General features: G+C 60.8%; 15 protein-coding genes. 6 read left to right on the forward strand and 9 right to left on the reverse strand.

Going from position 1 to position 23,330, the window contains the following annotated elements:
• Positions 1–406 precede the first annotated feature (406 nt).
• The gene (locus KF757_01025) at positions 407–1,339 is read left to right on the forward strand and encodes a thermonuclease family protein (GenBank protein MBX3321549.1); all 933 of its coding nucleotides are present in this window, start codon (positions 407–409) and stop codon (positions 1,337–1,339) included.
• Here KF757_01025 and KF757_01030 read toward each other — a convergent pair.
• The 4 genes from KF757_01030 to dnaB form a co-directional block, all read right to left on the reverse strand.
• The gene (locus KF757_01030; GenBank protein MBX3321550.1) at positions 1,312–2,574 is read right to left on the reverse strand and encodes a hypothetical protein; all 1,263 of its coding nucleotides are present in this window, start codon (positions 2,572–2,574) and stop codon (positions 1,312–1,314) included. The genes KF757_01025 and KF757_01030 overlap by 28 nt on opposite strands.
• 370 nt (positions 2,575–2,944) lie before the next feature.
• On the reverse strand, positions 2,945–6,238 hold the full coding sequence (locus KF757_01035) for an amidohydrolase family protein (protein ID MBX3321551.1): 3,294 nt from the start codon (positions 6,236–6,238) through the stop codon (positions 2,945–2,947).
• Between the two features lie 42 nt (positions 6,239–6,280).
• A complete protein-coding gene (locus KF757_01040) occupies positions 6,281–7,372 on the reverse strand; it encodes a potassium channel protein (protein MBX3321552.1) in 1,092 nt (363 codons plus the stop codon).
• Positions 7,373–7,459: 87 nt separating this feature from the next.
• Positions 7,460–8,980: a replicative DNA helicase gene (gene dnaB / locus KF757_01045; GenBank protein ID MBX3321553.1), complete on the reverse strand. Its 1,521-nt coding sequence runs from the start codon at positions 8,978–8,980 to the stop codon at positions 7,460–7,462.
• A 179-nt stretch (positions 8,981–9,159) separates the two neighbouring features.
• Here dnaB and pdxH point away from each other — a divergent pair, with 179 nt between their 5' ends.
• Positions 9,160–9,861 (forward strand): pyridoxamine 5'-phosphate oxidase, encoded by a 702-nt coding sequence (gene pdxH / locus KF757_01050; GenBank protein MBX3321554.1) that lies wholly within the window; start codon positions 9,160–9,162, stop codon positions 9,859–9,861.
• A 142-nt stretch (positions 9,862–10,003) separates the two neighbouring features.
• A complete protein-coding gene (locus KF757_01055; protein MBX3321555.1) occupies positions 10,004–11,227 on the forward strand; it encodes an HDOD domain-containing protein in 1,224 nt (407 codons plus the stop codon).
• Here KF757_01055 and KF757_01060 read toward each other — a convergent pair.
• The 3 genes from KF757_01060 to KF757_01070 are packed head-to-tail and all read right to left on the reverse strand — an operon-like array spanning position 11,201 to position 16,174.
• Positions 11,201–13,696 (reverse strand): alpha/beta fold hydrolase, encoded by a 2,496-nt coding sequence (locus KF757_01060; protein MBX3321556.1) that lies wholly within the window; start codon positions 13,694–13,696, stop codon positions 11,201–11,203. The genes KF757_01055 and KF757_01060 overlap by 27 nt on opposite strands.
• On the reverse strand, positions 13,693–14,937 hold the full coding sequence (locus KF757_01065; GenBank protein ID MBX3321557.1) for a hypothetical protein: 1,245 nt from the start codon (positions 14,935–14,937) through the stop codon (positions 13,693–13,695). The genes KF757_01060 and KF757_01065 overlap by 4 nt, the downstream gene beginning before the upstream one ends.
• Positions 14,921–16,174 carry a 23S rRNA (adenine(2503)-C(2))-methyltransferase RlmN gene (locus KF757_01070; protein MBX3321558.1) on the reverse strand — a complete coding sequence of 418 codons (1,254 nt, stop codon included), beginning with the start codon at positions 16,172–16,174 and terminating at the stop codon, positions 14,921–14,923. The genes KF757_01065 and KF757_01070 overlap by 17 nt, the downstream gene beginning before the upstream one ends.
• A gap of 150 nt (positions 16,175–16,324) precedes the next feature.
• On the opposite strand from KF757_01070, the gene KF757_01075 reads away from it, so the two are divergent.
• Both KF757_01075 and asnS read left to right on the forward strand, forming a co-directional pair.
• Positions 16,325–17,143, forward strand: coding sequence for a prepilin-type N-terminal cleavage/methylation domain-containing protein (locus KF757_01075; protein MBX3321559.1), 819 nt, complete (start codon positions 16,325–16,327; stop codon positions 17,141–17,143).
• 81 nt (positions 17,144–17,224) lie between these two features.
• Positions 17,225–18,664, forward strand: coding sequence for an asparagine--tRNA ligase (gene asnS / locus KF757_01080; GenBank protein MBX3321560.1), 1,440 nt, complete (start codon positions 17,225–17,227; stop codon positions 18,662–18,664).
• 92 nt (positions 18,665–18,756) lie between these two features.
• On the opposite strand, the gene KF757_01085 is transcribed toward asnS, so the two are convergent.
• Entirely contained in the window at positions 18,757–19,383 is a 627-nt protein-coding gene (locus KF757_01085) for a hypothetical protein (GenBank protein ID MBX3321561.1), read from the reverse strand.
• A 119-nt stretch (positions 19,384–19,502) separates the two neighbouring features.
• On the opposite strand from KF757_01085, the gene KF757_01090 reads away from it, so the two are divergent.
• Positions 19,503–21,089: a S8 family serine peptidase gene (locus KF757_01090; protein ID MBX3321562.1), complete on the forward strand. Its 1,587-nt coding sequence runs from the start codon at positions 19,503–19,505 to the stop codon at positions 21,087–21,089.
• 199 nt (positions 21,090–21,288) lie between these two features.
• Here the strand turns inward: KF757_01090 and KF757_01095 are convergent, their stop codons facing one another.
• Entirely contained in the window at positions 21,289–23,241 is a 1,953-nt protein-coding gene (locus KF757_01095) for an ABC transporter ATP-binding protein (protein MBX3321563.1), read from the reverse strand.
• Positions 23,242–23,330 lie beyond the last annotated feature (89 nt).

Consider the following 23,330-nt stretch of genomic DNA (forward strand, 5'->3'; position numbering starts at 1 on the left):
CTCAAACCGCCCCGGCGCGCAGATAAACGCCACGGACCCGCGGTCCGTCACGCCATCCAGCGTCCGATGTCCCGCACGACCCGCAGCGGGCGTGTTCGGGTGTGATAAGAGTGATCGAGAGGGGAGAGGCACTGGGCACTAGGCACTAGGCATCTGGCAGTGAACCAGCGGGGTCGATGGCTTGGCATCGTCCTCGGTGCCAGAGTCGGGAGCGTCTCGACGCTCGGCATCGAAGTCGCAGAGCCGACTTCGATGGCACGGGGGAACTGAACTTTGATGCCACCCTGCCACCGGGCGAAGACGGTGCCCTTTCACGCTCGCTACGAAGACGGTGTAAGCATGCCGCCTGCCGGCGACGCTTCGCCTCACAACGTATAGTCTTATCCTCATCTACTGGAGCGACTCAATGAACGATGACAAGGGAACTTCGGGCGGCGATTGGCCACCGAACGACTTTGATCATTCCACGCCGGGTTCAAGTGCTCCGACCAATCCAATTCAAAACCCGGAGGATCTGCTTGGGGAAGCACTCCGGCTCATGAATGCGCGCCAACAGGAGTCCATTTTCTCCAAGGCGGCAGACGAAGCGATACGGCTCGGTGTGAAGCAAAGCGAAGGGGCCGTAGATCGAGACATGGTCGCGTCAAAAGTTGAAGCTGTCGCCGATGCGGTGCACCGGCTGGGGAGCACCAGTACGGACGTTGAGATCCGAACGGAACATCGGTCACAGCACGGTTCCATCTACGTCACGGTGCGGAACGCTCCACCTCCCTTAGTTGCTCGTATCTCGCCGCGATTGGCTCCGATCCCTCGATGGGTCGCGAGTGTGGTGATCGCCGTTGCCACTTCGATCGGGCTTATCGGGGTTGGGATTTGGGCGACGGGCGGACGAAGCAGCGGTAATCCGTCGACTGTGGCACAATCGTCCCCGGCCCTGAATATAAGCAGGATCGCGGCGATCCAAGTCATTGACGGGGACACGCTCGTGGTGTCAGGTGTGGGCGGCACAGGGCTTGAGGAAAGGATCCGATTGTTGGCGATCGACACTCCCGAACGCGGACAGCGTTGGTATTCAGAGGCCGGGAACGCTCTCAGGGAACTTGTGGCCAACAGCCCCATCACTCTCGAATATGAGACGCCAGGGAAATTAGAACGCGACAAGTACGGGCGCGTACTGGCGTACTTGATCGTGGACGGTCAAAACGTAAACGTCGAAATGGTTCGGCGAGGTTGGACCGCCCATGTGACGAAGTACGGGAGTAATCGTTTTGCCAATGACTTTTCGGCGGCCGAGGGCGAAGCCCGCGCCGCTCAACGTGGCATTTGGTCGTCGCCTTGAACGTGATGCGTGGTGTCAAGCCAGATCGCTAGTTTCGCAAACGCGACTAGTGGAGCGAAGAACAGGCGTGTAGCCAGGCGAAGCACGGCTCGGTCCTCGATCATCCTCGCGTACGGCCGGCTATTGCGGTAGTACCACGCGACAAAGGCTCGACCCGACGGCCGCACGCGCAAGCAGGTATCTCGGAATTCACGCAGCACCACAACAGTTGGATGGAACTCGTCGCCGTAACAGGCAGTTGCGACGAAGCACCCTCCGACTTGTTGCGAGAGAGACCTTTTCTTGCTCCTGACCGTAACCTGGACCGAGCCGTGCTCTGATCGGTGCTCTGCCTTAACCTCAAACTCAGTCCCGGCGTGCCCGAGTCTATTCGCGGCTTCGGCAGCACTGTCTACTTTGCTCGATGCCATCTCATGGTCAATCTTGCCCTCTTGTTGTTTCACCTGAAGTCGTAGCGCCTCGTCGGTAGCCTTACTGACGATCTCCTCTTGTTTCTGGGGCGACATACGGCGCAGAGCTTCTCCAAGCAAGTCGTTGGGGTTCTGAATTGGAGCCAAGTCCCGTGTTGGATGGTTGCCCTGCGGACGCGCGAGTTGGCCGGGCTTCTCGCCTTCTGGGGGAACTTGGCCGTTGCTCATTGCAGATCTCCTTGCAGTCGGGGGGGCGTGCTGGCTGACATGAATATACACGGTCGCCGCGGGCAGACGGACCGTCCGTGTGCCCGAAACCGACTTGTCCTGGTGCATTTCGGCAATCGAAAGCAACTGCCTCAATTCGGATTCAAGTGTCTGGACTGCAATCTCGCCTTTCCGCTTGTCGATTTGTTCCAGAAGCGCTTGCGCGGCAACTCCGTCGTCCGCGGCCAGCCATTCAAGCCGGTCCGCGACGGAGGGCGGAATCTCCTGTTCTCCAACTGCGTCAATCGCGGCCATGACCGCTTCGATGGCTGCGTCAAGCCCGCCTTCGGGCGAGATTGTGACGTCGAGCGTCGTCTTCGATCGGAACTTGAACCACAGTTTCTCGATCAGTTCGTATTTCTGGTCGAAGGTCAGGAAAGCCGGGACGATGCGCACTAACCGATCACTGATTTCGCCGCCCATTTGGACCCTGCCAGACCGCCACTCCTCGAATGTCATTTCAGCATACTTGCGCTTACCCGACCCGTACTCTTTCTCGTAGCGGTTGAACACCATTTTGAGCGTGAAGCTATCCATCGCAAAGAACATGCGGCGCACGTCGTGATCGATTCCACCGTACAGGCGAGAAACTTGCATACGGTGCGAAGGCGTGAAACCACCCCGCGGCGAGGCACGGTAACGGCGGCGTCGGTATCCCCGGCGGTAGTACCTCATCGAAAATTACTCAGGCATGCGCAAACCCTTCGCGTGCGATTGTACAGCGCAATTATGTAAATATCCCCTAATTGGCGGGGGTGGGCAGGGCAGCATCAAAGTCCCTGCATCCGTGCCACTGAAGTCGTTTTCGACTTCAGTGTTCTTCGTCCGCTGCTTTGCGGTGGCCCGGACCTTCGGGCTGCGGAGGCTTGCGCGAGGGGGCAGGAAGGGTGTGAGCCCAACGATCCGGCGTCCTGGGCTTGCGTTGCGTTTATTGATCGAGCAGATGAATCAGCCTCGCTTCGTGATCGATCAGGTCGCAGCCGCACTCGTTGTTGTGCGAGAGGATGCCTCGGCGGGCGCGATCGATCAGGTCGCCCAGGTCGTGGGTGTGCTCGTCGTGCGCGCACAGTTCGGGTTCACCGGTGGGTTGATCGGAATCTTTGTGCTGTTCGTTGTCCTTCTCTTTGTCCCCCTCGTTGTCCCTCTCTTTGTGGTCGCTTGCTCTGGGCCTGGGCGCTTCGAGGGCAAGCTGGAGGAGGCGGTGGCGCTCGGCGCGGATGCGCTCGCGGTGCTGGCGATCGCGCTCGAGCGAGTAATACTCGCGGCCGTCGATCCAGGTGGCTTCGCAGCGCGAGAGACTTGAGAGCGGGCTCCCGGACCAGATGACAAAGTCCGCGTCCTTGCCGGCTTCGAGCGACCCGACGCGGTCGGCGATGCCGAGCTGGATCGCGGGGTTGATGGTGACGAACGCCAGCGCGTCGTGGGGCGCGATGTGTCCGTCGCCATACTTGACAGCCTTGGCGGCCTCGCCGTTCATCCGGCGTGCGAGTTCGTCGGAGTCGGAGTTGTAACTGGTCAGCACACCGACGCGGGTTTGAAGCGGTCCAGCGTAGGGAATCGCATCCTGCACCTCGACCTTGTAGGCCCACCAGTCGCTGAAGAGGCTGGCGCCGATCGCGTGCTGGCGCACGGCCTCGGCCACCTTGTAGACTTCCAGCCCGTGCTGGAAGGTGCCGACGGTGAATCCGAACTCCTCGGCCACGCGACACAACATCAGAATCTCATCCTGGCGATAACTGTGGCAGTGCACAAGCCGCTCGCCCGCGAGAATCTCGGCGAGCGTCTCGAGCTCGAGATCCCGGCGCGGACGGGGCAGGGCTGCGATGCGCCGGTCCTGCTCTTCGACCGGGATGCGCAGCATGCGGATGCGGTCGATCTGCTGCTGATATCGGGCCGGGGCTGCTGCGTACTCCTGAGCGGCGAAGAACCGATCACGAATGATGGTCTCGACGCCCATGCGCGTCTGCGGGTAGCGTGTGGTGAAGCGGTCTCCCCAGTTGGACTGCTTGACGTTTTCGCCGAGCGCGAACTTGATGCCGGGTTTTGCATCTTCGAAAAACATATCCTGCGGGCGCAGCGCGCCCCAGCGCACTTTGACGATCTGGCTCTGCCCGCCGATGGGGTTGGCCGAGCCGTGGAGCAGATTGGCGGTGGTGACCCCGCCGGCGAGCTGGCGATACCAGTTGATGTTGCCGGGGTCGAGCGCGTCGCCGATGCGACATTCAGCCGTCACCGCCTGCCCTGCTTCATTGACTCCGAGTCGGAACAGCCCGGTGTGGCTGTGGGCGTCAATCAGGCCGGGCGTGATGTGTCGTCCGCCCGCGTCGAGCGAAGCGGTGCCTGCGGGAAGACTGATGGCTTCGAGCCCGCCCGCGCCAACCGCGACGATGCGCCCGTCAGAGACAATCATGTGCCCATTTTCGATGATGCCGTCGGGGCCCTGGGTCCAGATCGTTGCGTTGTGAAGAACGATGGTTTGTTGGGCAGGCGCTTCGGGCATTGCGTAGGGCCCGAACGGAACGCCGCCTAGGTCGTCCGGCGCGCGATGGATCTCCGGCTTCTTCGCGGCGCGTGTGCGAGGTGCACCCGACGGCTCGGTTGCTTGCTTGTCGCTCTCGGCCGGTGCCGCCTCGCCCGCCTCGACGGGGGCGGCCTGCTCGGTGCGCATCGCCGTCCACTGAAAGGTCTGACCAAAAGGAGCGATCCCGGTGCCAGCAAGCCGATCGCCGACAAGCACGCCGGACACAACATAGGTCACCTGATCGTCGTCCTCGTCGTCAATGAGGAAGCTGATCGCGGGAAGGTCGATGACGACCTTGCGGGCCTTGTTGCGAGCATCGCCCTCGATCATCTCGATGGTTGTGCCCTTGACGATCATCTGCATTTCGAACCCATCACCGGTACGAATGTTCCACATGCCATCGAGCACGTCCTGCTTGCGGTCGGCAATGTGGTGGGAGTGACCTTCAACCCAGACGCTGAGGATTCTGGTTTTCTCATCGAACAGGCGGCCGTCAGTCACCACAAGACTCGCCAGCTTTCCGGCTTCGAGTGTGCCCAGGCGATCGTCCACGCCGAGAATCGCAGCGGGGATCGTGGTCAGCATCGCCAGCGCCCGGTCTTCGGAGAGCCCGGCTTCGATCGCGCGGCGGACGTTGTCGCGAAACTTCTGACCCTCGGGCAGTTTGCTGCTGGTCAACGCGACGGTGACCCCCGCGTCGGCCAGACGCCTCGGGTTCGTCGGTGCCTGTTCCCAGTGCATGAGGTCTGAAAGATCGATGCCCTCGGCCGCCGAGACGCTTGACACATCCGGAGCCGCCGGGAATCGCAGCGGCACGATCATCGTGTGCCCGTCAGCCGCGATCGCGTCGAGCCGGCGGAATTCAGTCCCGCTTCCGATGATGACAGTCCTGGCAACGTCGAGCCCGAACTCGCGGCTGATGGTCCCGGCGAGCAGGGCTTCGAGTTCGACGTTCGTGTCAAACCACAGCGGCGTCGCCTCAGGCTTGAGCGAATCGAGAAAACCCGCTGGCGTGCTGGCGGACTGCGCGTGTTGATGCTCGGCATCGAGCAACACCTGCCGCACGAGTGCGACAGCACCCATGTGTGACGTGGGGTACGCGCGTTCGCCGCGCGTTGTCTCGAAAGCAACCATCTGAAACACATTGGCGGCGTAGGTTGTGGGGCGGTCCTTGCTGGTGTCGGCGGGGGCGTCGGCCGTGCTCACGACGGCGCCTCGGCCGCGGAAGATGCCGCCCCTGGGGCTCAGCGCCGCAGACACGAATCCGTTGTTTCGCAGAGTGCGCCGCGCGGCGGCATCGAGCCCGGGACCATCAATCACGCTGCGCTCGGGTATGACCAGAGTGCTCCAGTGCCGTCCGGCGCGCCCCTCTGCGAGCGTGCCCGCGTCCACTTCGAAGAACGGCTCGATCAGGCCCGGGTAGATATGCAGCCCGGACAGATCAACGACCTGCCAGCCACTGGTCGCGAGCGCCGCGGCATCGGGTTCGACACTGATGGTCTTGATGCGGCCTTGCTCGATGAAGAGTGTCGAGCCGGTGATGACTTCGCCGGGGCGAGCGTGGATCGTGGCGCCGGTCATCGCGAAGCGCATCGGCTCGGCGTGACGAACCCCATTGGCGGGCTCAGCGGTCGGAGCGTTTGAGGTGGGTTGAAGGCTCGATGCAGCGAGCACGATGGCCAGAGTGATGGTCTCGATCATGCCTCCATCGTAGAAACGCCCAGCCTCGCGCGTCCTGATGCCTCAGGATCCCCTTGGCTTCTGGCTTGTCATCCGCAGTTTCAAGAGTTCATCGAACGGGCCCTGGATGACGATCTCGTCTCCGGGCTGGAGTCTGGTATCGGTTGCGGGAAAGAGCTTTCGCCCGCCGCGCTCAGGCGCGTGTTCAACGACCGCGACCTCGTGCGTGTCGAGCAGCGCGCCGACGCTCAGGCCGGCAACCGGGCCGCCAGCCGTTACTTTCCACCGCTTCATGACGATCAGGCGGTCATCGACCACCACGCTGTTGATGACATCAGGCTCGATCGCGGCGGTGGCAAACGCGGGCGCGCTGATGGCTGATTGCGACATGGCGGGGCGAATATCGAATCCCTCTGCCACCTTGTCGGCCATGTTCTGGTCGAACATCCGCATCACGACTCGCACAGTGGGCGCGAACTTGCGCGCATCAAGGGCAATCTCCAGATTCGCAAGATCGTTGGTTGTGGCCAGAATGAGGCTTCGGGCCTGTTTGATGTTTGCTTCTTCGAGGATCGACTCGCGCCGCGCATCACCGATCATCAGGGGCGAGCCGTCGCGACGGACGTCTTCGAGAAACTGGTTCTTTTCATCACGCTCAATGACCACGACTTGCACCCCGAGCTTGCGCAGCAGCAGAAACGTGCGATAGCCCAGCCGCCCAAGTCCGACGAGCACGACGTGATCTTCCATCGCTTTGCACATCGCCCGACACCATTCCCTTTCATTCCGGCGCCGATCGCGCAGCATCAGCGCCAGTTCGATCATTCCTTCAAGCACAACCGTCAGCCCCAGCGCGGGAAACAGGAAGAACAGCACAGCCAGCACCGAACTGCTCGGAAACTCCTGTGGCGGCTCGCCGAAGAGCAGGCTCCACGAGTAATAGGTCGCTTCGAGCGGCGACAATCCCGCCTCGGGCTGAAGCATGCGGAACAACAACCCGCCGGCCGCCAGCACAAGAACAAGAATCAGAATCCGATACCGAAGCGTGTGAATGACCGTCCGCACAAAGCACCACTCACGCCACAGGTGCCAGCGCAGCGGCGCGTGGGGCTTGATGCGAGTCTTGAGTCGATCGATGTTGAGTCGAACCTGCATGCAGACTTCCCGAATCGTTCCAGTAGCCTACCACGCAAGCGCTCCAGGCACAAACGCCGGGAGCGACGGGTCGAGGATGGATCCGTATCAGAACGGCGGCTCATCATCGAAGTCCGCATCGGGCCCGCCACCGTCGCGATGATCTTCGATCGGCCCGGCCTGGGGCCCCGGCGCGAACGACTGGCGCGGGGGCTTGCTTTCTGCGGCTTTGCTGGGCGATGAGTAGTCCGTGTACCCACCGCCGTAGCCCCCGGCGTGGCGCCAGTCATAGTTCTTGAAGCGCGTCGTGGTGTCGTCCCATGTGAGTTTCACGACCCCGGTCGGGCCGTTACGCTGCTTGGCGATGATGACTTCCGACAGGTGCAGGAGTTCTTCGTTGGCCGGGTCGTTGGTCCAGTCCTCGTCGTCCTTGTGGTAATAGGCCTCGCGGTGCAGAAGCATCACGACGTCCGCGTCCTGTTCAATCGAGCCCGACTCGCGCAGGTCGCTCATGCGCGGTCGGTTCCGCTCGCGCTGCTCGGCTCCGCGGTTGAGCTGGGCCAGTGTCACCACAGGAATGTGCAGTTCGCGCGCCAGGGCCTTGATCTGCCGGCTGATGGTCGAGACTTCAACCTGCCGGCTTTCGCGTGCGGCTCCGGGCGCTGTGAGCAACTGAAGGTAGTCGACGAAAATCACGCGCACGCCGTGCTTGGCAACCATCCGCCGCGCGCGGGCGCGCAGGTTCAGCACGGTCATGCCCGGCGTGTCGTCGATATAGATCGGAACTTCGTACAACTCGCCCGCAGCATCGCTGAGTTTCTGCCACTCGTCCATCGTCAGCGAGCCGGTCCGCAACTTGTGTGCGTCGATGCCCGATCGCGCGCTGAGCAGACGCTGAGCCAGCGAACCACGAGACATTTCGAGGCTGAAGATCCCGACCGGAACGTGCTTGGCACCCTTTGATGGGCTCCAGGGCGTGCAGCCGCCGAAGGCGACCTGTTCCGCGAGATTGAGCGCGAGCGCCGTCTTGCCCATGCTCGGCCGCGCAGCGAGGATGAGCATTTCGCCGGGCTGGAGGCCACTGAGCAACTTGTCGAGATCATCGAATCCGGTTGCCATGCCACTGATGCCGCGCCCCTCGGCCTGTTCGATCAGTTCGATCTGCTGCTGGAGCAGATCCTTCAAGCGCTCGGGCTCGCCGACCTGTTCTTCCTGGGCAATGTCGAAAATCGACATTTCTGCCTGGTCAATCACCTGCTTTGAGCCTTCACTGTCCTGCCCCGCGTGATACGCGTCGTACAGGATCGTGCCCGCAGCGTCGATCAGTTTGCGCAATCTCGCGCGGTCCGCGACAATGCGCGCATAGTGAGGGGCGTTGATCGCGGAAGGGACTGCTTCGGCCAGGTCGACCAGATATTCCGCCCCGCCGATGAGTTCGAGTTGGTCCTTCCCGCGCAGGCACTCGGCAATCTGGACAAGATCGCCCGAGTGGTGCTGGTCGTACACCGAGACGATCGCTTCGAAAATCGCACCATGCGCTTCTTTGTAGAACTGTTCGCGCTTGCTCACAATCGGCAGCACGTCCGCAATCATCTGCGGATCGAGCAGCATCGATCCCAGGAGCGACATCTCCGCCTCGATCGAATGAGGCGGGAGCTTGTCAAAAAGCTTTCCCAGCGATTGCTCGGTAATGGATGTGGACCGGTTGTTTCGCTGGTTGGCTCGCTCCATCGTGTGCGCATTCTCCCGTCCGACCGTAGGCGCTGGCGTTCTGAGACAACATCTCAACGTGCCATCTACCATCCGCCATGAAGCGTTCAATTGTCGATTTATTCAGTGGCCCGAGCCCGCTCCCCGACCAACTCCCACACGACCCAATGCCAACCGTCGTTGCGTGGCTCAATGAAGCGCACGAGCGCAAGACCCAGCCGAATCCGAACGCGATTGCACTGGCGACAGCTGCTGCTTCGGGGTTCCCAAGTGTGCGCATGGTGCTTTGCAAGGAGATCCGCCCCGATCCGGGGTGGGTGGCTTTCTATACCAATCGTCAAAGTCGCAAAGGGCTTGAGCTCGAAGCCAACCCACGCGCGGCGGCGTGTTTTCATTGGGACGCTCTGGATCGACAGATCCGCATCGAAGGCCCGGTGGTGCATGCTCCCGACTCGGAGAGCGATGCCTATTTTCGTTCGAGGCGGTGGGAGAGCCGCATAGGTGCGTGGGCCAGCGCACAATCAACGCCCATCGCGTCGCGGGTGCAGATGCTTGATCGCGTGATGGAGACGATCGGCCAGCTGGGGCTCTCGCTTCCGGGGTTGGTGCTTCAGGGGAATGATGCCGAGATCCCGCGTCCGCCGCACTGGGGAGGTTATCGGCTTTGGGCGAGCGCGGTCGAAATCTGGGCCGGCGCGGCGAGCCGGGTACACGACCGAGCGTTGTGGGAACGAGATGTCGTAAAGAAGGAAGGGGAGGTTGTTTGCGGACCATGGAGGAGCACCCGCCTTCAACCCTGAACCGGGGGTCTGATGAGATCGGCAATTCGGGCTCGAAATTTATTGTGGGGAATTGACCGCTTGTACTTGAGATTCACCTTCTGATTGTCGAAGTGACAGAGGCGATGTGTTGCTCTGCCAGCGACTAGTGAGAGGTGACTGAGTGTCCAAGATCAGAAGGGAATTGGCTGCATCGGAGGTTCCTGGTCTCTACTGCGAGATCGAACGTCGGCTCGAGCGCATCGGCATCCGAACGCAGCCGGAGGTTGCTGCCAAGATCCTGGAGATCGTTTCAAATGCAGATGCTGGGGCGAGCGATTACGCCCGTATTGTGTCGTCGGATCCGGCGCTGTCAGGGCGGCTGCTCAAGATGTCCAACTCGGCATTTTTTGCCCAGCGCCAGCCGGTGACGAGCGTTGATCGCGCGTGTGTGCTGCTGGGGCTCGAAAGGCTCAAGTCGCTGGCACTGGGCTTTTATGTGAGCCGGGCGGCATCTCATGATGCTTCGTCGCAACTGTCGCGCCTGGTTTGGACGCAATCGATCTATCGAGCGTGTCTCGCGACGGTTCTGGCTCGCAAGCTTGTGCCTGCTCGCGCAGCTGAAGCGTTCGTGATCGGTCTTCTGCTCGACGCCGGCACGCCATTGATGCTCGAGCTTGTTGGGAACCACTACCTGCACTACCTTGAGGCCAATCCTCTTCCGCCGAAGCGCTTTACTGAAGAGTTCGAGACGCTTCCCTTCACGAGCGTTGATGTGATTGCAGCGCTGGGCCGGCACTGGAAACTTCCGGATCTGCTTCTGCGACCCCTGGAGTGGCAGCGGACCAATCCGGGGAATACAGCGCGCTCTGAGGATATTCATCAGCTGCATCGGATCGCGTTTTACGTCAGTGCGATCAAACTTGATCCTGAGAACAGCACGCCGCAGGGCGCTGCTCCGCTGCCACTGATCGCCAATCGGCTGTTCGACCTTGATGCGTCAGAGTTGTCGGAGATGATCAAGCGCAGTGTGCGGGAGTACGAAGCGACGTTCGCTGTGTTCTCGGATCTGGCGACCCAGATGAATGACATCAACTCGCTGCTCGACCAGGTGCAAGGCCAGCTTGTGCTTGCGATCGAGCGCACGATCGGCCACACCCTGGAGTCACCGGACGCAAACGTCCCAATCGAGTTCGTCCTCGGAGGGCGTCGCATCGAACTGGTCCCGGAAGAGAACGACGCTTTTGTGGTCTTTCTGTGCAGCGCATCTGGCGAGAGGCTGACAAGTCAGTTCTTCAACCGATCGCTGATGTCTTCACAATCGGTGCTCGATGCGTTCGCGCTCGAGTCTTCAGCCGAGGACCAGTCGGCCCAGTTTGAATCATTCCTCTCGGCGTTTGCCGCCTGACGGCATAAGAAGCAGTCGCAGAAATTCCCCGAGGGTGAGCGTTCGATAGCCGAGCCGATGTCGCTCGGCACCAAGGGCGTAGAGCCTCTGCCAGTGTCCGAGCATGACACGTCGTGCCCAAGCGAACGATCGAGAGGGGTCGTACATGTTGGTTGATTCGCTGGTGGTGCCGTTTGCTTCGATGATGGCAAAGCCTTGTCCGGCGTGCAGCAGGTCTTCGCATTCGAAGCGCAGGTCGAATCGGCCGTAGTCGAATCCGGCGTTGTGGAAGTTGCGGGCGATGTCGTTGATTGCAGCCTCGAGTGCGGGTGACTTGAGATCCTCGCCATCCATGAACATGGTTCCTTGCGCATGATTTCCGGCGAACGAAAGTGCGAGAGTTTCTGCGGGGGCGAGCACGCGATCGAGCTGGTCGCGGAATCGATCAAGAAACAGTGAGGCCTGGCAGCAAAATCGCGGATGAGACCAGATGAGTTGTGCGACGGTACTGTGGCCATCACCTTCGAGACGCTGGAAGACTTTGCGCGTGATGGAGTAGATGAAGCCATCGCGCTGGTCGATGGGGGTTGGATCCTCGGCGGCGGACCTGCGCATCCAGAAGACGCTGCATTCGTGCGGACCTGGATGGAAGCGCTGGAGCATGATCGCTCCGGGAATGGAATGAATGGCTGCTTCCAGCTCAATGGGATCGTGCGCAAGCGCAACGCCGATTCCTCTTTGGCCGCTATCCGGTTTGACAACGACGGGGAAGCCACCGAGTGCCGGAGTGCCTTCGAGTGCAAGCAGGGCGCGCGTGTACCGATCATCGCAGTCGGCAATGCGCACCGCTGGCAGCACGCGCGTCTCCTGGGGATGGAACTGGGCGATGATCGCTGACTTGGATTCGCCGACGAACCCGCCTCCGTTCTCGATACCCGGGTTTGCAGCGGCAAAAGCCAGCACCGATCGGGAACGCCAGGCTTCTCGGGCGAGATTCGGAAGAACCGAGGCATAGTACACGCTCGATGGCCACCATTCGTGATGCAACGCTCGTGTCACTGTTGCGGCGATGCGGCGCCGACCGACCCAGGTCAATCCGAGCCTCAATGATCGCAGCCCGATCACACTCACACAGAAAAGCGGAACAAACGCCCACCCATCCCACGCGCCGGCGGGGCCATCGATCAGGGCTGCAACGATCGACGCGAGAGACAAGGCGAACGGCACCCACAAGACAGCACTGAGCACGGAACGCGCGGATCGAGTTTGGCGCGCACCCAGGACACGATCGGTGATCTGTCCGAGGAACAGACCAACGAAGGCGACGCCAAAATCGAGATTCCCTGATGCGACAAAGAACGCAGCGAGCAGCGTCGCAGTATCAGGCCTGCGCCAGGCAAAAATGGCAAGCAGTGGCGTGAGCACCCACCACGCAGTCCAGCGAACAACAACACCAGCGTGCTCGATCCATCCGATTGGCCCGGCGATGTCTGCGGTTGGCGCGAGGTCATCGTAGAGCGTCAATGGCGGAACGCCGAGCACATCGTGCCGATTGGCGTGTTCGAGTATGAACGCTGCACTTTGTTGAGGCTGGAGCATCGGGAGAAAGTGGCTCGCATCGAGCATGACGAGCCTGCTGGTCGAGATCAGCGAGTGGTGATATTCGGCTGCCCAGTCGGGGACGAGCGGGTCGTGGCGTCCATGCAGAATCAAGGTCGGCACTTGCAAGCGTCGCATGACGTTTTCGAGGGGTCTTTGGTCCGAGTCAAGAAAACTGCGGATAAAAGTGTGCCGAAACTCGGTTGTTCCAAGCGAGCCGAAGTGTGGGATCAACTCGGGCAACGCCACGACAACGGGGACGCCGAGCAGATATTTGCCCTGTTCAAACCAGTAACTGCCGGAGCCTTCCGTTTCCTGGGCGCCGATCGAGGCAAGCAGCGTGAGCGATGCGACGCGATCGCGTGCGACATCGCTGACATGCAGCCCGACTCCGCCGCTGTTCGACCAGCACACGAGATGCACCCGATCAAGGCCGAGCGCATTGAGGAGTTCGATGACGGCAAAGGCCGAGGCCTCGAATGAGTAGTCGGGCACCCAGCGTTCTGATCGACCAAATCCGGGCAGATCGATGGCGATGACGCGCCGACCGGCCTTGGCGAGATGGTCAACGAACGTCTGGCCCGATTCATCCTGAAGCAACATGAAGTCGAGGGCTCGTCCCGGAGAGCCGTGGAGCAGCACGATTGGCGCGTCGTCAGCATGCGCCGGCAGGCCGACATCGGCGTAGCCGAGCAGAAGGCGCTCGTTCGGGCTTGGCCCCTCGCGCGTGACCATCGGGATTTCGATGCTGCGCTCGATGGGTAGAGGCTGGTCGTCCCGCGAGCGATTGATGTGTTGAACGATGTGTGAGGCGAGCAGGAGCAGCGCATATGCAGTCAGCACGCCGAGAGCGACCATCGAGCGGGGATGTCGGGCTTGCCCGCGTGTCACAGTATGACCTCCTGCGATTCGAGTTCGGGCACGAGCGCATCGGAGACTCCTCTTCTTGGGAGGATGATGCGGGACTTTCCGGCGCTGAGGAGAATTTCGCAGGCTGAGTGTCCGCTGTGCCGGGCGCGGTAGCCACCGGCGGGCCAGGCGATGAGGTCGCCGGGATTCGCTCGCACACTGTGCTCCAGCGCACCGTCGATCTGGCCAGCGTCTCGTGGTGTCGCGTCTGGGTCAGAAGGTGCGACGATTGGTCGAACTGCGCTGGACCGTGCGATCGCGACGCAGGGAACGCCATCACACACGACTCGGCGCGCTGCAACGCCCTGGCGAACCCCGAGCACGCGCGAGATGGCTGCGCAGGAACCAGCGCAGAGCGACCAACCGGGCTCGATGACAACTTTTGCACCCGCTTCGACCAGCGGCAGAAGCAGCGCAGCGACCGCGCCGGCATACTCAGCCGGGGTTGGCGCGTCCTGGTCCACTTCGTTGCTTGCGAACCCACCCCCAAGATTGAGCAGCGTGATCGGGTGGTTGCGCTTCATGAGCTGATCAGCCAGGCGCACGAAGCGCTCGACGCATGCGACGAAACTGTCGACAGTTCTGGCTTGCTCGCCAGCGTGCATGTGCAATCCTCGCAGGCGAAGGCGCGACTCATTGCCGAACTCATCGAAGAGCTCGAGCGCGTGCTCGGCAGAAATGCCCCACGATCCATGGCCGGTCCCGCCGACGTCAACGGCGCAGATTGCGTTGCATGCGATGCGTACTCCGTTGGCAATGCGAGAAATCTGCCGAAGTTCTGTGCCTGTTTCGACGCTGAACCACCCGATTGGTCCGCGGTAATATGGCGGGCGACCTTCGACCAGCCGGCCGGACTGAAACATCGGGCTGTAGAGCCCGTCGAGGGCAGCACGAACATCATCGTCGCTTCGCCCAAGACCGGCATAGACAACCCGCGTCATGGGCACGCCACTCAGCCACGCGCGCTCCAGATCGGTGCCAGATCGAATGCTCAGCCCCGCGCCACGCTTGGCCAGGTGATGAAGGACATGTGTGTTTGGAATGGCATCGACATCAAAACTCACCATCGCCCGAAGTTCGGAAAACGCTTCGGCAAACGCATAGAAGCGCTCGACCATGGTGTCCACGTCGTAGATCACGATCGGCGACCCGACACGGGCGACCAGGGTTTCGGCCCGTAGTGTGCCGATGTTCAGGCCGCCTCGATCAACATGGATGTTCAAGTCCAGATCTCCGGCGTTCATGCAACATTGGTTCGGCCGATGACACTCGTGTTGAACCCGAGTCATCAATGGTCAGATTGACAAGGCGTCGGCGCCTGATCTCGGCCGAGCCGAGTTGTCCGCATGCGCCCATCATGTCGCGCCCTTTCGTGCGGCGACGCTTGACGTACACACCATAGCGCACGAGAGCGCCCATGAAGCGCTCGACGTCCGATTCCTCCGGCGCAGGCCACGGCGAGTTGCGGCGGGGGTTGTATGGAATCAGGTTCACAAGCCCGATCGGGACGCTTCGGCCCGGAGCCTTGCCGAAGGGTGCGAGATAGTCTGCGAGTTGAGCAGCGTGCTCGTCGGCATCATTGACGCCGGGGATGAGTACGTACTCGAAGCAGATCTTGCCGCTGGCGCGCATAGGAAAACGAAGGAGTGCATCGCGCAGATCACTCATCGGCATCGCCCGGTTGATGGGCATGAGTTGCGATCGTATCTCGTCGTTGGGGGCGTTGATGCTCACCGCAAGCCCGAGCCGGCGGTAACCCTCCTCGCGCGTCAGGCCAGCGAGTTGGGCGAGTCCATCGATGCGTCCGACGGTCGAGACCGTGATATTGCTTGCGCCCAGTGCCGGGCCGTTGTGATCGCACAGCACCCGAATCGCCTGCGCTACCGCGTCGAAGTTGTCGAGCGGTTCGCCCATACCCATGAACACGAGGTTATTGATTCGGCCCCCTTCGAGGTGCCCGATCAGGTGCGTTGCGGTGAACCACTGTGCCACGATTTCTGAGGCCGAGAGACTGCGTACACGCCCCATCTGGGCTGTCTCGCAGAAAGTACATCCCATCGCGCAACCGACCTGGCTCGAGACGCACAGCGTGTGGGTCCGCTTTCCCAGCCGACCGATCATCGGAATGATGACCGATTCGGCCCAGAGGGTGTCGAGCCCGAAAGAAGCTTTGTTGGCGTCGTTTGGGAGGCCTCGAACGCGGGTCAGAAATTTGGTGGTCCGCCCTTCTGGTGTTTCTTCCTCCATGATCCGCCCGATGTCGCCGACGGATACAGTGGCGCGGGGCTGCCCACCCACCGCGATGACACCCGTGCGCCCCTCCCGATAGATTGACCGATACAGGGCCCTTGCCTGTTCATGGCCCAGCCCTGGCACCCGAGCGAGGAACTCGCCAGATGTCAAGCCCAACGGATCAGGCAGGGACGCCTGCTCAGCGGAAGTTGGGCGGGTAAGGCTCATAGATTCGAGAATCGTAGGCGAAGCACCCTCACAGGCCGGGCGGCTCACTCTTTCGCAAGTCCACTTGTCAAAAGAACACTTGGCAGGAAGTGAAAATGTTGTTATAGTGGCGTTCGTGCGGCCATTCGGTCGCAGGGAAGGGAACGCACGATGGTCCGGGATCGGTCTTCCTCACAGGGCTTTACGCTCATTGAACTGTTAGTCGTGATCGCCATTATCGCGATCCTGATATCGCTCCTCCTTCCCGGCCTGAGCGGTGCCCGCAACGTTGCGTGGATGACTGTCTGCCAGTCACAGGTTCGCCAGATCGGTCTGGCCGGCACTCTTTATGCTCAGGACAACAAGGACAGGTACTGGAACACGCTCGATTGGGCACGCCGAGTGGAGAACGGCCGCCTCGTCCCTGGGCACCTGTACAACTATGTCGATTCCGTCCACGAAGTCACGGGGTGCCCCAAGAGCAAGCGACAGAACCCTTACGGCCGAGAGGGCAACCAACTTTTCAGTGACGGCTCAAACGCGCTCGACTTCGACTACTGCATGGTCGAAGGGATGCAGGGGGTCAACCTCTCGAGCCAGACTCAGGTCATGTATCTCGATCGTGTGAATAAGTGGTACCACCCTGGCTCATGGACCTTTCTGACGGCAGAACAAGCTACGCTGTATCTGTCACCTTTTCGCTCCATCCCCATCTTCATCGAAGAGAGTTCGTGGTGGTACAACGGGCAGATCTTCGACGGCCGATGGGGCAATCTCGACCAGATTACCACGCGCCACGATCGCGGCGGCATGATCGGGTTTCTCGATGGCTCGGTCGAACTTTTCGTCGCCAACCTCAAGCATGATGAGTCGCGTCAGGAAGGCACTGACTGGGTTGCCAACGACGTCTTTGTGTTTTATATGCAACGCTGGCGGCGTGTCTATGCACCGATAACCCGGCCTTTTGGCTGGATCAACCGTCCACAGTGAACCTGCGACCACTCCACGGTCGGCCCGGACCAGGGGACGCACGCTCGATACCATCTCCCACACCTTGTGGGAGACTTGTGCATGACATGGATCAGGATCGTCGATGCCCTCGCGGGCGAGAGCGGACGCGAAATCGTTGTCAAAGGTTGGGTGCGGACCCGCCGCGACTCGAAGGCCAATGGCGGGCTCAGTTTCATTCAGGTCAACGATGGATCCTGTTTCGATTCCATCCAGGTCGTTGCGAACAAGGAGGGCGAGTTCGCTCTTGCCAACTACGACGATGTCGCCAAACTGACCACCGGCTGCGCGATCGAAGCCATCGGCCGACTCGTTGAGAGTCAGGGCAAGGGGCAGCGTGTCGAACTGGTCGCGTCGAGTATCACCATTGTGGGATGGGTCGAAGACCCGGATACCTACCCTGTGCCGCAGAAGCGACACACCTTCGAATATCTGCGCGAGCAAGCCCACCTGCGCGTGCGCACAAACACGTTCAGTGCGATCGCGCGCGTGCGCCACGCTCTGGCGTGCGGCATTCATCGGTTTTTTGATGATCGCGGGTTCAACTGGATCCATACACCCATCATCACGGCCAGCGACTGCGAAGGGGCTGGGCAGATGTTCCGTGTTTCGACCCTCGACGCGCTCAAGTGCCCGCACACCGAATCGGGCGAAGTGGATTTTTCCGAAGATTTCTTCGGTAAGGAAGCGCATCTGACGGTGAGCGGCCAACTCAACGTCGAGACGTATTGCTGCGCGCTCAGTCGCGTCTATACGTTTGGCCCGACCTTCCGGGCTGAGAACTCGAACACCAGTCGCCACCTTGCTGAGTTCTGGATGATCGAGCCCGAGATCGCGTTTGCCGATCTGGCTGCCGATGCCGATCTGGCTGAGGACATGCTCAAGTACCTGCTCGATGACCTGCTGACGCGCCGGGCTGATGACATGGCGTTTTTCAACGAGTTCATCGAGAAGGGGTTGATCGATCGCCTGAAGCATGTGCTCGAAACACCGTTCCGCCGCCTGCCTTATACCGAAGCGATCGCCATTCTCGAACAGGCCCAGGCGAGCGGCAAGGCCAAGTTCGAATTCCCCGTCAAGTGGGGGCTCGACCTCCAGAGCGAACACGAACGCTACCTGACTGAGCAACATTTCAAGCAGCCTGTGATTCTGATGAACTATCCCAAGCAGATCAAGGCTTTTTATATGCGGCTCAACGACGCGGGCACCGACGGCGCGCCGGGCGATACCGTGGCTGCGATGGATGTGCTCGTCCCGGGTATTGGCGAGATCATCGGCGGCTCACAACGCGAAGAACGGCTCGAGGTGCTCGACCGACGCATCGAAGAGATGGGCCTGCACAAGGATGATTACTGGTGGTATCGCGACTTGCGCAAGTATGGCACCGTTCCGCATGCGGGCTTCGGGCTCGGGTTCGAACGCCTGATTCTCTTCTGCACAGGTATGCAGAACATTCGCGATGTGATTCCCTTCCCTCGCGCGCCGAAGCAGGCGGAGTTCTGAAGCCTGGCTTGGCCGGGCCGAAGGCGAGCATTGCAATATTGAGACGGGAGAGGCGGGCCTGCGACGATGATCGCTGTGGGGTTGGTGATGACTCAGCGTCTGCGGCGCGTGAAGCCGAGCGAGCCGAAGGCCAGCATGGCCGCGGAGGCTGGGGCGGGGATGATGCGGATGGTGGCGGTGGTGGTGATGAGTGACACGTCGGGGTCGGTTGTGCTCGTCCAATGATCTGGACCATCAAGATAGAACCAGCTCAAATATGGTATCGACTCATTTGTGAAAGGTCGCAAATCAACGTGCAGCAGACCAGTTGTTTGCGGAGTGGTTTCAATTTCAAACATCAACATCGGGATCGGATTGCGCTCGTCAATGTTGATGCCAGGGCCGTGTGGCTGCACCGTCATAAAATCACGCAGCCAAGGCCCATCCGGTGTGCCGCGATCAAGAATCAGCGCCAGGCCGTTGCGAAGTTGTGAGATGCTGGTGAATGCAGCAAGATCACCCGAAACTTCGATGCTTCCCACAGCAGCATCCATGTTGCCAACGGTTTCCGGCACACTATCAATCTCATATATCGCCCACATCCAGACTTGGACAGTCTCACCTGCCATAACGGTTTGAGGGGCTTCGAACCATGCGCGGAACACCTTGTCCTGAGCAAGAGCAAGGGATGGGATTGCGGCTATGAGACATGCTGCGAGGATGACGACGAGTCTCGTCATGGCCGAAGCCTCCGAAAAGTGAGAATTCTTGTACGGTTAGTCCGAATTCCGATTGCGTGTTCCGTATCCACTCAGTATGATGCATCCGCCCTGCGCCGTCAACCTGAATGGAGGATTTTATGGCATATTTTTATCGAATGATCAGTGTGGCCGCAGTTTTATTCGGTTGGTTTTTGCTGCCCGTGGGGGTGGCGTTCGGTCAGTTGGGCGGGGGATTCGGTAATATTGAGCCAACGCTTCTGGTCAACGATCCGCTGTTCCAATCTTCCACGTTGGCGCCGCACGGCCAGCACTGGCTGCACTCAACCAAGGTGACCTATGCGTGGACGCTGGTCGGCTACAACACGCTCGATTATCCATACGCGATCGATCACAATGACCCAAACACCACGATCGCAATCATCGATTCCGGCATTGACATGAATCATCCAGAGTTCGAGGGGAAGATTCATCCGGCGAGCGCGACGATTGTATACGGGGGGTTGCCACTGATTGAAGGTTTCTGTCCTTGTGATCCTAATGATTTCGATCCTCCCGATCCTGATAATGGTCCCGTTGATGTTGAAGACCGGGTATGGATGGGAGGTGGTACGCCACACGGCACGATTTCGGCTGGTCTTATTGGCGCATTGACTGACAACGAGACCGGCATCGCTGGTGTGTGCTGGGATTGTAGCTTGCTTATTATTAGAATTATGCCTGCGCAGCAATCCCCGTGTCGAGGTTGCAGACCATCAGCAACGTCTGTTGCTGCTTCTATTCGCTATGCTGCGGGCTGGAGCCCGGGTGACAGCGAAGGAAATACGGCAGAGTGGGGTCCGGTACGGGCGCGTGTGATCTGCACTGCGTTCGAGGGCATTACTGGGTACAACAACACTGAGCAATTCTGCAACGAAGAAGTCATAGATGATGTGCCTGTGATGAATCAAGTCAATGTTGCCATCGATCAGGCCTACGAGCGCGGCTGCATCATCATCGCTATCACCGGTAACAGTGCGTCGACGCCGCAAGATCCCTGCTGGACTGATGACTACCCCGACGAACCGGCGTGCACCGCGGCGACCAGCGGCACGGCCACGAATTATCCGCTTGCGTGGCATCCGAAAACGATCACTGTCGGCGGTGCGTGCCGGACCGGGCAGGGATGGCATTGTCATTCGCGCATCAACCCATTGCGGTCGGCGCTGGGTTCGTGCAGGGCAAGTATCTTTCCTGATTATGACGACACAGATCATGTTCCTGTACTGAGCGTTGTCGCGCCGATTGAAGATATTGTGACGACGTTTGCGTATGACGAAGTTTCAGAACAGGGCGCTGAATATGGCTTTCTGGACTCGTTTTCCGCTGGCACATCGTGGGCTTCGCCGCAGGTTGCGGGTATTGTGGCGTTGATGCTGAAGGTGAATCCGGGCCTTTCTTTTGAAGATGTAAAGTGCATTCTGGAAGCAACTGCGACTGACATCGGGCCGACGGGATATGACAAGTGGACAGGTTATGGCCTCGTCAATGCGCGCGAGGCAGTGAAATATGCGATGATCCTCTGCATGCCCGCAAACTTTAATGGCGACGAGAGCATTGACACGCTCGACCCCATCGACTTTCTCATCGCCTACGGCCAGGGCGATGTTACAGCTGACCTTGACCTCGACGGAGAGCACACCGAAGCGGATCTGGCGATCTTTCTGAGCAGTTATCTTGCGGAGTGAGTGTGTGTGCGGCGGGGTGTGGTGGTTTGACGACGATTCACCCGGACCTTCGAGCGCTCGCGCGCAGGGAAGTCCGGTTGCAAGTGTGCGCCCGAAGATCCGGCGTCTGTGCAAGGGCAGGGCGCGCCCGAAGATCCGGCGTCTGGGCAAGAGCAGGGGCGTGCCCGGAGATCCGATGTCGGGGCGGAGGATTGCGAAGTCAGGTCAGGGTTGTTTCGCCGGTCTGGATGCGCAGCAGCTCGGCGTAGCGGCCGTCGATTTCGAGCAGGTGTTCGTGTGTGCCGATCTCGCGGATGGCGCCGTCTTCGAGGACGACGATTCGGTCGGCGTGGCGGATGGTGCTCAGGCGGTGGGCGATGACGAAGCAGGTGCGCGAAGCCATGAGCGTTGTCAGGGCGTTCTGGATGAGGCGTTCGGATTCGCTGTCGAGATTGCTGGTGGCTTCGTCGAGGATGAGAATGTGCGGGTCGGCGAGGATGGCGCGGGCGATGGCGATGCGTTGTTTCTGGCCGCCGCTGAGTTTGACGCCGCGCTCGCCGATGCGGGCAGCAAAGCCATCGGGCAGGTCGGTGATGAAGGCGTATGCGTTGGCGATGCGTGCAGCGTGTTCGATGTCGGCCTGGGTGGCGTCGCGGCGTGCGTAGGCGATGTTCTGAGCGATGGAACCATCAAAGAGAAAGACATCCTGCTCGACGATGCCGAGGAGGCTGCGGTAGTTGCGAGCGTCGAGTGTGCGCAGATCTGCCCCATCGAGGCGGATCGTGCCTTTGGTCGGGTCGTAAAAGCGTGCGACGAGGTTGCAGAGAGTGGTTTTGCCAGCACCACTGGGGCCGACGAGGGCGATGGTTTCGCCGGACTGGACATCGAGGTTGATGTCGCGCAGCACCCAGCGCGGGTCGAGGCTGCGTTCGGGATAGGCGAACCAGACGTTTTCGAAAGTGATGCGTCCTTGGACCTGGGCGGGGTTGATTGGTGTCGGCGAGGCTGGGGCGACGGAGGCGAACTCGCGTTCTTCGGCGAGCAGGTCGAGGGCGCGGTCGAACCCGGCGAGATTGTTCTGGATGCCGGTGGCGCTGGCGACGAGGGCTTCGAGCGGGCCGAGGAGCATAAGGAGGTAGGCGCTGAACATCATGACATCGCCGATGGTCATGGTGTCGGCGGGGTTGACGACGCGCGATCCGCCATAGAGCAGGACGGCGACCGAGGCGATGGGGATGATGAACTGCCACGCGACTTCGAGCAGGCGTGCCCACCACCACGTGAAGAGTTCCTGCCTGGCCATGAAGTGGTTGCTGCGGACGAAGCGGGATGATTCGGCGTTGGTGCGATTGAAGCCGCGGACGACTCGGATGCCGCCGAAGGCCTCGGTGGTCTGGGCGTCGATGCCTTGTCTGGCGGCGCGAATGTCGTGGTAGAGCGGGCGGATGCGTGCGATCCAGGTCTTGTGCGTTGCCCAGATGATCGGGATGAGCACGAGCGAGCCGATGAGCATGCGCCAATCGACAACGGCGAGGATGGCGAGCGTGCCAACGAGTTGAGTGAGGGCTCTCCAGGGGTTGTAAAGCATGCTGAAGAGGAGTTCGGCCGCCCCTCCGGCGTCTTCGCGCAGGAGGCTGGCGACTCCGCCGCTTTTGAGTTCGTGGATGCGGTGCATGGGGAGGTGCACAGCGTGGTCGAAGACGCGACGGCGGAGCAGGACCTGGAGTCGTTTGGAGAGGCGCGTCATCTGCCAGCGGCCCCAGAGACCGATGACGACCATGAACAGAGTGTTGACGAGCAATGCGCCTGAGAGGAGCCAGAGAAGAGCGCGGCGTGCTTCGGGAGTGGAGTCGCGATACGGGATGAAGTCAGGAAGCCCGGCCGGGCCGGGGTTGTCGGTCAGGATGTAGTCGATGACGACCTTGGTCGACGCTGGCATGAGAAGCGCGAGGCCGGTTGAGAGGCTGAGTGTGGCCAGGGCGGCGGCAATCAGGAGGCGATGGCCTCGGGCGAGCGCGAAAAACGCGGCGAAGAGTGCGATGAACGAGCGCTTGCGGGCGGCGGGCTTTGGTTGACCTGTCGGGCCGACGTCCGAGACCCGGTCTCGTTCATGCGCATTCTTTCGGCGGGCGCGGTAGTCGTGAAATCGGCTCTTGCTGCTGCGGGGGAACATGCAGCATCGTAGAAGCATGCAGCAACTCTTGTTGAAACGTGGATCAGGCAGGCAAGTGAGTTGTGCCGGGGGGCCAAATGCCGTATGGT

The organism is Phycisphaeraceae bacterium (assembly GCA_019636795.1).
Classification (GTDB): domain Bacteria; phylum Planctomycetota; class Phycisphaerae; order Phycisphaerales; family UBA1924; genus JAHBWW01.